Here is a 10,774-nt window from a genome sequence, read left to right on the forward strand (position 1 = left end):
CCGCGTTGTTGTAGACGATGATGGAGCCCGTGATCTCGTCGCTGAGCTGGCCGCCGCGATAGCGCCGCAGTTCGCCGCGGCGGATGAACTTCACAAGATCGGCCTTGCCGTCGTATTCGATGACCTCGCCTTCGCCTTCCACGAATTCCTCGGGCTGGCCGGGAACGGTGTCGCGCTTTTGGCGGAAGAAGGCGCGCTTGCCCGCTTCGGCCGTGACCACGCCGTACTGAAAGCCTTCGGGGTCCTGGCGCACATCGAGCTGGGCACCGCGCAGCACGATGGTGCCCTTGGTCATCACCACGTTGCCGGTGAAGACGCTGGTCTGCTTGAGTTCGTCATGGCGCAGCGCGTCAGCCTCGATGTTCATGGGCTTGGTGCTGTCGGCCTTTTCGGCCTGGGCCAAACCGGCGAAAGCCGCCAGGGCGGCTGCGAGCAGGAGGGGGGAAAGTCGTTGTTTCATGGAGGGCACGCTTCTTGCATCCATTGTAGGGGGTGTCGCGCGCAACCGTTCCTGGCGTCTTTCAAGCCGGGGGGCAAAGCGCTGACACGAAGGCACAAAAAGAGGTTTCCAAAAGCGACAGGCCCGCTCAATGGCGGGCCTGTCACGGGTGGTCTGGGCCGAGGCCCCTACCTCAGCCCTTGCGGCTGGTGGCGATCAGCTGATCGACCACGCGCAGCACATTGGTCATGTTCCCGGCCTTGGTGCCATCGGTGTAGTAGCGGCCCGCCACGCCCATGGCCGGCACGCCTTCCACGTCATAGTCCTGCTGCAGCTGGGTGGCCTTGCGCACCTGATTGGAGACCGTGAAGGAGTTGTAGACCTCCTTGAACTTGGCCACGTCCACGCCCTGCTTGCCCACCCAGGCGAAGATCTCGTCGTCCTTGGCCAGGCGGTTGCGTTCCACATGGATGGCGTGGAAGGCGCGCGCATGCATGGTGTCCAGCAGGTTCATGCCTTCAAAGGCGTAGTACAGCTTTTGCTGGGGCACGAAGCTGGCGTTGAAGGCCACGGGCACGCGGTGCACGACCACGTCGGCCGGCGCCTGGTTCTTCCAGGCGGCAAAGGTGGGCTCGAATGCATTGCAGTGCGGGCAGCTGTACCAGAAGAACTCGACCACCTCGACCTTGCCGGCGCCGGCGCTGGTGGGTGCGGGCTTGGCCAGCTTGATGTAGTCCTTGCCCTCCTTGGGCGCTGCCGCCTGGGCCTGTGCGGCGGAGGTGCCCAGCGTCAGCGCGCTGGCAGCGGCTGCCGAGGCAGCCAGGGAAAAGTCGCGGCGATTCATCAAAACAAACTCCTCGTTCAATGCTGCAGATTAGGAGGCTGGGGTTTGCCAAAAAGTTCAGCGCTCTTGCTCAACGCTGTTTCAGCGTGCGGCGCGCACCAGCGTGGACTCGACCCCGGCGCCATCGAGCTTTTGCTTGAGTTGCTCGGCATCGTCGCGCTTGGTGAACGGACCCACGCGCACGCGGAAGATGGTGATGCCGTTTTGCTCTCGCTCGCTCACGCGCGCCTCCCATCCCAGCATGGCCAGCTTGGCCCGCTGCGCATCGGCATCGCCCTGGCTGCGGAAGGCGCCGGCCTGCACGAAATAGTTGAAGGCAGCCTCGGCCTTTTCTGCCTTTTCCGCCTTCTCGGCGGCGGCGGAGCGCGACTTGACCAGGTCACCCAGCGGATCGGCCGAGCTCTTGCCATCGGCCTTGGTTTCGGGCTTGGCAGGCGGCTTGGCCGGGTCCACGGGCGCGGGTGGCGGAGTCACGCCTCCTGCCACGGCGGGCGGGGTGGGGGCGGTTGGTGCGGTGCTGCCAGGGAGGCTGGGCGTGACGGCGGCCGGTGGTGGCGGCGCCGGGTTCTTGCCCTGCAGCGGCGCGTTGGGGTCCCAGTTCTTGTTGCGCTGGGCCTCGGCCGCGTCCTGGTCGGCCGTCTTGCCGCCCTTGGAGAGAAAGGGCACGGGCACCTTGGTCACATAGACGGCGACGGCCAGGGCTGCTGCCAGCCCGACGATCATGCCGATGATGAGACCGATGACGGTGCCCCCACGTTGCTGTGTCTTCATAGATCGCTTGTCGCTCGAAGTTACATGCGTTGCGGGGCCGAGACGCCCAGCACTGCCAGGCCATTGTGCAATACCTGGCGCGTGGCCGAGATCAGCGCCAGGCGGGCGAGCTTGACCTTTTCGTCGTCCACCAGGATGCGTTCCGCGTCGTAGTAGCTGTGGTACAGCGAGGCCAGTTCACGCAGGTAGAAGGTCACGTCGTGCGGCGCATTGCCTTCTGCGGCCGAGGTCAGCATGGCCGGGTACTTGGCCAACTGCAGCATCAGCGCCTGGGCCTGCGGGCCTTCCAGCGCCGACAGGTCCACGTCCTTGAGCGTGGCCGCGTCACCACCCCAGGCGGCCAGCACCGAGCAGATGCGCGCATGGGCGTACTGCACGTAGTACACGGGGTTGTCGTTGTTCTGGGCCACGGCCAGGTCCACGTCGAAGGTGTACTCGGTGTCGGGCTTGCGGGACAGCAGGAAGAAACGCACCGCGTCCTTGCTGGTCCATTCGATCAGGTCGCGCAGCGTGACGTAGGAGCCGGCGCGCTTGCTGATCTTGACTTCCTCGCCGCCGCGCACCACGCGCACCATGGTGTGCAGCACATAGTCGGGATAGCCGGCAGGAATGCCCACGTCGGCGGCCTGCAGGCCGGCGCGCACGCGCGCGATGGTGCCGTGGTGGTCCGTGCCCTGGATGTTGACGACCTTGGAGTAGCCGCGCTTGAATTTCTGGATGTGGTAGGCGACATCGGGCACGAAGTACGTGTAGTTGCCGTCCTGCTTGCGCATCACGCGGTCCTTGTCGTCACCGTAGTCGGTGGACTTGAGCCAGAGCGCGCCGTCGAGTTCGTAGGTATGTCCGCCCGCAATCAGGCGCTGCACCGCGTCCTCGACATGGCCGTTGGTGTAGAGGCTGGATTCGAGGTAGTACTCGTCAAAGTGCAGGTTGAAGGCCTGCAGGTCCTTGTCCTGCTCGTTGCGCAGATAGGCGACGGCGAACTGGCGGATGTTGTCGTAGTCCTCGACATCGCCGTTGGCCGTGAATTCGCGGTCATCGGCCTTGACGGTCTTGCAGGCCTTGAAGTCGTCGGCGATGTCCTGGATGTAGGAGCCGTTGTAGAAGGCCTTGCTTGCCGGATTCTCAGGATCGATGGGCCAGCATTCGTCACCGGGCTTGAAGCCCTTGGCACGCAGCTGCGTGCTCTTGGTCAGCGTGTCGATCTGCACGCCCGCGTCGTTGTAGTAGAACTCGCGGTGCACGCCCCAGCCCTGGGTGGCATAGAGGTTGCAGATGGCATCGCCCAGCGCGGCCTGGCGGCCATGGCCCACGTGCAGCGGGCCGGTGGGGTTGGCGGAGACGAACTCAACCAGCATCTTGGCGCCACGGTCGGCCAGCCAGCCGAACTTCTCGGCCTGCTCCAGCACTTCGCGGATGATTTGCTGCTTGGCGGCGGGCTTGAGGCGGATGTTCAGAAAGCCGGGGCCGGCGATCTCGATGGCATCGACCCAACGCTGGAAGGACGGCGTGGCCTCCAGCGCAGCCTTGAGCTGCTCGCCCAGCGAACGCGGGTTGAGCTTGAGCGGCTTGGCCAGCTGCATGGCGGCCGTGCAGGCGAAATCGCCATGCGCAGCCACCTTGGGGGATTCAAAAGCGGCACGGGCACCGGCGCCGGGCGACAAAGTTTCAAGCTCGCCGGCCAGAGCCGCGAGCAGTTCCTGTTTGACGGAGAGCATCGGCGGATTCTACGTGGCAGGCCCGCCCCATGCCGCCAGACAGGAAAACCGGGCCTACATGCCCCGCGCCCAGAACACCGCCACCACCGCGATCACAGGCACCACATGCGCCTGCCACATCACCCAGCGGCGCGTGCTGGCCACCTCGGCCGGCTGGGGCAGGCCCTGGCCGGCATCCAGCGCGCGGCGCCAGCGCCGGAAGGCCAGCGTGGGCTTGATCGACAGCAGCGCACCGACGACAAACAAAGTCATCTTCAGATGAAACAGTGGCTGCGAGACGTACCAGGACATGCCCTTGACGCCCCACACCAGACGGGCGATGCCGGTGAGCACCAGGAAGACCACGGCAAGGCCATAGATCATGTCCAGCCGCGCCAGGCGCTGCACCACGGCGGCGTTCATCCACTCGCTGCGGCACAGCGCCGCCTGGCTGGACAGGAACACCACGAAGGTGAGGATGGCCAGCAGGTGGAGGCTGGCCAGGATGGCTTCTATCGTCATGGGGAATCCGTATAGAAATTGGGCCTCTTGGGCCAAGCGTCCATTACGCCAGAAACGGGGACTGCCATCGTGATGTCCGAGGCAATCGGTAGACCACTGCGGTCCTCCCGTCGCGCCGGCTCTTGCGTCGTTACTTCGGCAGTTCCGCGCGCAACCAGTCATCCAGCAGCGTCTTCTCGTAGCGCAGGGGATCGTTGGGATACAGGTCGGGGCGCATCATGAAGGCCGCATCGCGCAGTTGGCGGCTGCCCTCGCGCAGCAGCTTTCCGTCGGCATCCAGCAGCTTGAAACGCAGGTCGATGCGCGGCGGATAGATATCGCGGACGATGCGCACATCGGCGGCCTGGGGTCCGCGCCAGGGCTCGAAACTGCCGGCACGCTGCACATCGGTGAGGTGGACTTCCAGCCGCTGCCCCTGGGGCAGCCTGGGCGCGGCCCGTTCGGCCAAGAACTGGGCCAGTGCGTCCACCCAGGCACGGCGCGCCTTGTCGGTCTCCCCGGGACCGCTGCGCGAGGCGTCGAAGCGCGAAGGGTCGTCAAAGGTGACGCTCACGATGCCCGCAGGCACCGCCCCCTGGCGGGCCCCTGCGGCCCTGCCCTGCTCCGGCCCCTGGACGGCACAGCCCGCCACCATCCCCAGGCAGGCGGCGCCCAGCGCCATGCACATCCAGCGCCGCCTTGCGGGGGGCGCGGCCTGCGTTGCGGATATCGCTTTCTTCGCGATCGACACTGCCATGCTCATTCCTCCTTGCTGGGCGGCCCGCTCAGGCCGCGTGGGTTCGACGCCAGAATTCCGGCTGCTCGTAATGGTGCTTGAGATAGTCGATCCACAGCCGCACGCGCAGCGGCATGTGCTTGCGCTGGGGAAAGACCACGAAGATGCCGTTCGGTGGGGCCGCAAATTCCTCCAGCACCGCCACCAGGCGCCCGGCGGCGATCTCGGCCTCCACCTCCCAGGTGCTGCGCCAGGCAATGCCCCAGCCGCCCAGGCACCAGTCGTGCAGCACCTGGCCGTCGGAGCAGTCCAGCGGACCGCCCGGCTTGAAATGCACGACTTCGCTGGTACCGCTGTCCGGGTGCGGAATGCGGAAGGCCCAGCCGCGCGTCTGCGAGGCATCGCTGGACAGCGTCAGGCAGTCATGCTGGGTCAGCTCGCTGGGGTGGCGCGGCGTGCCGCGGCGCTCCAGATAGGAGGGCGTGGCCACGCACTGGCGCCGGTTGTCGGCGATGCGCACGCTGACCAGGGCCGAGTCGGGCAGGTCGCCTACCCGCACCGCGCAGTCAAAGCCCTCACCGGCCAGATCGACCACGCGGTCGCTCAGATTCAGGGAAATCGTCACATCGGGGTGCAGGTCCCGAAAACGCGGCACCAGAGGCGCCACATGCCGCCGACCAAAGCCTGCCGGCGCCGTGATGCGCAGATGTCCTGTGGCCTTGACCCCGCCCGCACTAACGCTGGCCTCGGCGTTGGACACATCGGACAAGAGGCGTTGGCAATCCTCGAGAAAAGCGCTGCCCTCGTGCGTGAGCGAGATGCGGCGTGTGGTCCGCACCATGAGCTTGACGCCCAGGTGCTCTTCCAAGGCATCCAGCCGCCGCCCCATGATGGCTGGCGCCACGCCTTCCGCCTTGGCCGCTGCCGTGAGGCTGCCGCGCGTGGCCACCGATACGAATGACTCGAATGCCTTGAGCTTGTCCATGACTGCTGTCCGTTTCTTTTCCGTGTTCTTGTGGGGCATGCGCATGCATGCCTGTCTCCTGGGGTCCGCCTTTTTGCGCAGTAGGCACTGGCTGTCTGCCATTTGCCCTTCGCACCGGGCTGCATGCCAATTTCCGATGGTTTTGGCAGGCGCATAACCTTCCCACATTTTTGCGTAAAAGTCACGAGTTTTAAGATTTATGGTCTATTTATGTACGCAAATAAATCTAATAAAGTATTCCTTATAGTCAGGCCCGTAAAGGGTCCAGGCCAGTCTTTCCATCCATCCAACCGGGGTTCCCACCATGACCGATCGCACCCAAGCCCACAGCCTGCAGGTGGCCACAGAGCTGCACCGCTTCATCAATGAACAAGTGCTCCCGGGCACGGGTGTCGCGCCCGAGGCATTCTGGAAAGGCTTCGACGAGATCGTCAACGACCTCGCCCCCCGCAATGCCGCCCTGCTGGCCGAACGCGACCGCCTGCAGGCCGAGCTGGACACCTGGCACAAGGCCCATCCCGGCCCCATCACCGACATGGCCGGCTACCAGCAGTTCCTGACGCAGATCGGCTATCTGGTCGAGCAGCCCAAGGATGCCAAGGCGACTACCACCAACGTGGATGCGGAACTGGCCATCCAGGCCGGCCCCCAGCTGGTCGTGCCCATTCTCAATGCCCGCTATGCGCTCAACGCCGCCAACGCGCGCTGGGGTTCGCTGTATGACGCGCTGTACGGCACGGATGCCATCGGCGAGGACGGCGGCGCGGAAAAGGGCAAGGGCTACAACCCCGTTCGCGGCGCCAAGGTCATCGCCTTCGCACGCGACTTCCTGGACCAGGCCGCCCCGCTGGCCTCGGGCTCGCACAAGGATTCCGCCGGCTACCGCGTGGAAGGCGGCCAGCTGGTCGTCGCGCTCAAGAACGGCGGCACCACGGGCCTGAAGAACACCGCCCAGTTTGTGGGCTACCAGGGTGATGCCGCAGCGCCCTCTTCCGTGCTGCTGCTCAACAACGGCCTGCATATCGACATCCGCATCGACAAGACCACGGCCATCGGCCAGACCGATGCCGCCGGCGTGGCCGACGTGGTGGTCGAGGCGGCCCTGTCCACCATCCTGGACCTGGAAGACTCCGTGGCGGCCGTGGATGCCGAGGACAAGGTGGTGGGCTATGCCAACTGGCTGGGCATCCTCAAGGGCACGCTGACCGAGACCTTCGACAAGGGCGGAAAGAGCATGACGCGCGGCCTGAATGCAGACCGCGAGTACACCGGCGCCGACGGCAAGCCCGTCAGGCTGCATGGCCGTTCGCTGATGTTCGTTCGCAACGTCGGCCACCTGATGACCAACCCGGCCATCCTCTGGGGCAACGGCAAGGAAATCCCCGAAGGCATCCTGGACGCCATGGTCACCACGGCCATCGCCGTCCATGACATCAAGGGTCTGGGCGCCAACGGCATCCGCAACTCGCGCACGGGCAGCGTCTACATCGTCAAGCCCAAGATGCACGGCCCTGCGGAAGCCGCCTTCGCCAGCGAGCTGTTCGGCCGCGTGGAAAAGGTGCTCGGCCTGCCCGAGAACACCGTCAAGCTGGGCATCATGGACGAGGAGCGCCGCACCAGCGTCAACCTCAAGGCCTGCATCGCCGCCGCCGCATCGCGCGTGGCCTTCATCAACACCGGCTTCCTGGACCGCACGGGCGACGAAATGCACACCGCCATGTATGCCGGCCCCATGGTCCGCAAGGCCGACATGAAGGGAAGCGCCTGGCTGGCCGCCTATGAGCGCAGCAACGTGCTCGTGGGCCTGGGCCTGGGCCTGCGCGGCAAGGCGCAGATCGGCAAGGGCATGTGGGCCATGCCCGACCTGATGAAGGCCATGCTGGAGCAAAAGATCGGCCACCCCAAGGCCGGCGCCAATACCGCCTGGGTGCCCTCGCCCACGGCCGCCACGCTGCACGCCCTGCACTACCACCAGGTCAACGTGGCCGAAGTGCAAAAGCAGCTGGAGCAGACCAATGCCGACGCCGAGCGCGCCAACATCCTGGCCGACCTGCTGCAGGTGCCTGTGGTCAAGGAAGACAAGTGGAGCGCCGCCGAAAAGCAGCAGGAGCTGGACAACAACGTTCAGGGCATCCTGGGCTATGTGGTTCGCTGGGTGGACCAGGGCGTGGGCTGCTCCAAGGTGCCCGACATCCACAACGTGGGCCTGATGGAAGACCGCGCCACGCTGCGCATCTCCAGCCAGCACATCGCCAACTGGCTTCAGCACGGCATCGTGACCGAGGCGCAGGTGCGCGAGACCTTCGAGCGCATGGCCGCCGTGGTCGACCAGCAGAACGCGGGCGATGCGCTGTACAAGCCCATGGCCGGCCACTTCGACACCTCGATGGCCTACCAGGCTGCCTGTGACCTGGTCTTCAAGGGCAAGGAGCAACCCAGCGGCTACACCGAGCCCCTGCTGCATGCCTGGCGCCTGAAGGTCAAGGCCGCCGCCTGACGCGGGCGGCGCCCGGCGTTTGAAAAAGCACCCAGGCTTGCCTGAGGTGCTTTTTTCATGGACCTACACTCAGAACCACGATGAGTGCCCCTCCCCCCGATGCCAGCCTGTGTCCGCTGTGCGGCCGCAGCAATCAGTGCGCCATTCTTGCGGGCGTTGATCCGCTGAACTGCTGGTGCATGGACACGCCGGTGGCACCCGATGCATTGGCCCGCATTCCGGAGCCCCTGCGCAACAAGGCCTGCCTGTGCCCCGCCTGCGCACTTGGCACCGACAAGCCTCGACCGCCCGCGTCGGCCGATATGATGTCGCCGATCCAACCCCCTAGAACTTGATCCCTGAGGAGATTGACATGCCCACGTACCACGTCGAAATGATGGAAGGCCGCACCGTCGAACAAAAGCGCAAGCTGGTCGAAGAGATCACGCGCGTCTCGGTCGAAGTCCTCGGCGGCTCGCCCGAATCGGTGGACATCCTGATCACCGACATCAAGCGCGAAAACTGGGCCACGGGCGGCAAGCTCTGGTCCGAACGCAGCTGAGGACTTTTCCTCCAACGCATGCAAAAGGCAGCTTCGGCTGCCTTTTTCCATGAAGCTGCAGCTTTACTTGCGCATTTCTCCAAGTGCCTGCAGCGCACTGGCAGCCACGGTCCACGGCACAGGATGGGAGTCTCTGGCCTGCCAGTACCTGGCAACCCCATCCATGGAAACCTGGGTCAAAACCACCTGGGCGGCGCCGGCCGCATAGGCTTGAAAAGCGGCATCGGTCATCCGTGCCTGGTAGCCAGAGAGATCGCCTCTACGGAAAAGCGCCCATGCGCCTTCGACACACTGCAGCTGCAGGCGCAGATGTGCATCGCCAGGCAGCAACGCTTGCATGAACAGATCGCGCGTGGCTTCATACGTTGTGGGAGCAGCACACAGCAGTGCAATGCGTGACTGGGGATCTCTCTGCAAGGCAGCGGCCACCTTGCGGGCCAGCATGCCATCGGCACGCCAGACCTTGCCACTGCGGCAATCCGCCACGGCCGGGCCCAGGGTCGAGCAGGTCAGCAGCACGGCATCGATATCGGCAGGGTCTGCCAGCGCATCAAGCTGCCCTGCTGTTTTCCGCCGAAGCGCCGCATCCATGCCGCCAGCAGCCTCCGCCTCCAACAACAGTTCCTCATGCACCTGATGAACGATTGAGTGGGCCGGCCAGCCCAGTTCGGCAGCAGCCTGCTTGAAGATCACGGCGTTGCTGTGCGCCGTATGCAGACAGAGGATGGGCATGGGTTTCTTCCGTTTTTTTGCCGTTGCACCGCATTGTGCTTGCAGCTGCTGCGCCAGGCGTTAGGCTATGGCTTGAACTACGCAAACAACGATACCGCCATGTGCCAGCTGCTTGGAATGAACTGCAACACGCCCACCGACGTGCGCTTCAGCTTCTCGGGGTTCACCCAGCGGGCGGGCAATACCGGCGACCATACGGACGGCTGGGGCATCGCCTTCTTCGAGGACAAGGGCCTGCGCCACTTCGTGGGCTATGAGCGCGCCATCGACTCACCCATCGCCAAGCTGATACGCGAGTACCCGATCAAGAGCCGCAACGTCATCGCCCACATCCGCAAGGCCACGCAGGGCGCGGTAAGCCTGCAGAACTGCCACCCCTTCGTGCGTGAACTGTGGGGCCGCAACTGGGTCTTCGCTCACAACGGAGATCTCAAGGGCTTCGCTCCCAAACTGCATGCCCACTTCCATCCAGTAGGCAACACCGACAGCGAGCAGGCCTTCTGCTGGATTCTCCAGGAGCTGTGGAAGTCGCATGCCGGCCTGCCCAGCGTGCAGGAACTCACCCACACGCTGCGCGAGCTGGCCAGGCGCATCTCGCCGCATGGAACCTTCAATTTCCTGCTGTCCAACGGCGAAGCGCTGTGGGCCCATGCCACCACGCACCTGTGCTATATCGAACGACGCCACCCCTTTGCCCAGGCCCATCTGTCGGATGAAGACCTGGCCGTGGACTTCGCCCGGGAAACCACACCCCAGGACCGCGTGGCCATCATCGTCACGGCGCCATTGACCAAGAATGAGACCTGGACCTCAATCCAGTCGGGCGAACTCAAGGTCTTTGTACAGGGCGAATGCCTGCCGCTTTGAACCATTGCGCATTCAGGAATAAAAAGAGAGCGCGTCAGCGCTCTCTTTTTTTGGGTTGTCCGTTTTGGCTGTTCAGCCTGTTTCCCCGTTTCCTGTAGCCCAATGCAAAAAACCCCGTAGCTTTGGGCTACGGGGTTTCTTGGGCTGTAAGAGCCTGACGATGA

At 64.7% G+C, this 10,774-nt stretch carries 12 protein-coding genes; 4 read left to right on the forward strand and 8 right to left on the reverse strand.

Going from position 1 to position 10,774, the window contains the following annotated elements:
* The 7 genes from lptA to L995_RS05870 form a co-directional block, all read right to left on the reverse strand.
* The coding region (gene lptA, locus L995_RS05840; protein WP_047470102.1) for a lipopolysaccharide transport periplasmic protein LptA at positions 1-460 on the reverse strand (460 nt) is incomplete at its 3' end.
* Positions 461-632: 172 nt separating this feature from the next.
* Positions 633-1,283 carry a thiol:disulfide interchange protein DsbA/DsbL gene (locus L995_RS05845; RefSeq protein WP_016450695.1) on the reverse strand — a complete coding sequence of 217 codons (651 nt, stop codon included), beginning with the start codon at positions 1,281-1,283 and terminating at the stop codon, positions 633-635.
* A gap of 81 nt (positions 1,284-1,364) precedes the next feature.
* Entirely contained in the window at positions 1,365-2,054 is a 690-nt protein-coding gene (locus L995_RS05850) for an SPOR domain-containing protein (RefSeq protein WP_047470092.1), read from the reverse strand.
* A gap of 20 nt (positions 2,055-2,074) precedes the next feature.
* Positions 2,075-3,772: an arginine--tRNA ligase gene (argS, locus tag L995_RS05855; protein ID WP_047470096.1), complete on the reverse strand. Its 1,698-nt coding sequence runs from the start codon at positions 3,770-3,772 to the stop codon at positions 2,075-2,077.
* A gap of 54 nt (positions 3,773-3,826) precedes the next feature.
* Complete coding sequence (locus L995_RS05860; RefSeq protein ID WP_012202600.1) at positions 3,827-4,273, reverse strand: DUF2214 family protein; 447 nt, start codon at positions 4,271-4,273, stop codon at positions 3,827-3,829.
* A gap of 130 nt (positions 4,274-4,403) precedes the next feature.
* Positions 4,404-5,009 carry a DUF3016 domain-containing protein gene (locus L995_RS05865; RefSeq protein ID WP_047470105.1) on the reverse strand — a complete coding sequence of 202 codons (606 nt, stop codon included), beginning with the start codon at positions 5,007-5,009 and terminating at the stop codon, positions 4,404-4,406.
* Between the two features lie 28 nt (positions 5,010-5,037).
* A complete protein-coding gene (locus L995_RS05870; protein ID WP_026062476.1) occupies positions 5,038-5,973 on the reverse strand; it encodes a LysR family transcriptional regulator in 936 nt (311 codons plus the stop codon).
* Positions 5,974-6,277: 304 nt separating this feature from the next.
* Here L995_RS05870 and L995_RS05875 point away from each other — a divergent pair, with 304 nt between their 5' ends.
* The 3 genes from L995_RS05875 to L995_RS05880 all read left to right on the forward strand — a co-directional run bounded on the left by L995_RS05875 (position 6,278) and on the right by L995_RS05880 (position 9,011).
* On the forward strand, positions 6,278-8,470 hold the full coding sequence (locus L995_RS05875) for a malate synthase G (protein WP_016450689.1): 2,193 nt from the start codon (positions 6,278-6,280) through the stop codon (positions 8,468-8,470).
* Between the two features lie 80 nt (positions 8,471-8,550).
* Positions 8,551-8,805 (forward strand): cysteine-rich CWC family protein, encoded by a 255-nt coding sequence (locus tag L995_RS31790; protein WP_082001497.1) that lies wholly within the window; start codon positions 8,551-8,553, stop codon positions 8,803-8,805.
* Between the two features lie 17 nt (positions 8,806-8,822).
* A complete protein-coding gene (locus tag L995_RS05880; protein WP_012202595.1) occupies positions 8,823-9,011 on the forward strand; it encodes a 4-oxalocrotonate tautomerase in 189 nt (62 codons plus the stop codon).
* Positions 9,012-9,074: 63 nt separating this feature from the next.
* Here the strand turns inward: L995_RS05880 and L995_RS05885 are convergent, their stop codons facing one another.
* Entirely contained in the window at positions 9,075-9,704 is a 630-nt protein-coding gene (locus L995_RS05885; RefSeq protein ID WP_231574362.1) for a hypothetical protein, read from the reverse strand.
* Positions 9,705-9,842: 138 nt separating this feature from the next.
* Here L995_RS05885 and L995_RS05890 point away from each other — a divergent pair, with 138 nt between their 5' ends.
* Positions 9,843-10,610: a class II glutamine amidotransferase gene (locus L995_RS05890; protein ID WP_026062477.1), complete on the forward strand. Its 768-nt coding sequence runs from the start codon at positions 9,843-9,845 to the stop codon at positions 10,608-10,610.
* Positions 10,611-10,774 lie beyond the last annotated feature (164 nt).

Source organism: Delftia sp. ZNC0008, from assembly GCF_000799035.1.
GTDB classification, from domain to species: Bacteria; Pseudomonadota; Gammaproteobacteria; order Burkholderiales; family Burkholderiaceae_C; genus Comamonas; species Comamonas tsuruhatensis.

Bases quoted from the DNA above. Each gene is read 5' to 3' on its own strand.
- L995_RS05845 (WP_016450695.1), bottom strand. From the start codon at position 1,283: ATGAATCGCCGCGACTTTTCCCTGGCTGCCTCGGCAGCCGCTGCCAGC.
- L995_RS05850 (WP_047470092.1), bottom strand. From the start codon at position 2,054: ATGAAGACACAGCAACGTGGGGGCACCGTCATCGGTCTCATCATCGGC.
- argS (WP_047470096.1), bottom strand. From the start codon at position 3,772: ATGCTCTCCGTCAAACAGGAACTGCTCGCGGCTCTGGCCGGCGAGCTT.
- L995_RS05860 (WP_012202600.1), bottom strand. From the start codon at position 4,273: ATGACGATAGAAGCCATCCTGGCCAGCCTCCACCTGCTGGCCATCCTC.
- L995_RS05865 (WP_047470105.1), bottom strand. From the start codon at position 5,009: ATGGCAGTGTCGATCGCGAAGAAAGCGATATCCGCAACGCAGGCCGCG.
- L995_RS05870 (WP_026062476.1), bottom strand. From the start codon at position 5,973: ATGGACAAGCTCAAGGCATTCGAGTCATTCGTATCGGTGGCCACGCGC.
- L995_RS05875 (WP_016450689.1), top strand. From the start codon at position 6,278: ATGACCGATCGCACCCAAGCCCACAGCCTGCAGGTGGCCACAGAGCTG.
- L995_RS31790 (WP_082001497.1), top strand. From the start codon at position 8,551: ATGAGTGCCCCTCCCCCCGATGCCAGCCTGTGTCCGCTGTGCGGCCGC.
- L995_RS05880 (WP_012202595.1), top strand. From the start codon at position 8,823: ATGCCCACGTACCACGTCGAAATGATGGAAGGCCGCACCGTCGAACAA.
- L995_RS05890 (WP_026062477.1), top strand. From the start codon at position 9,843: ATGTGCCAGCTGCTTGGAATGAACTGCAACACGCCCACCGACGTGCGC.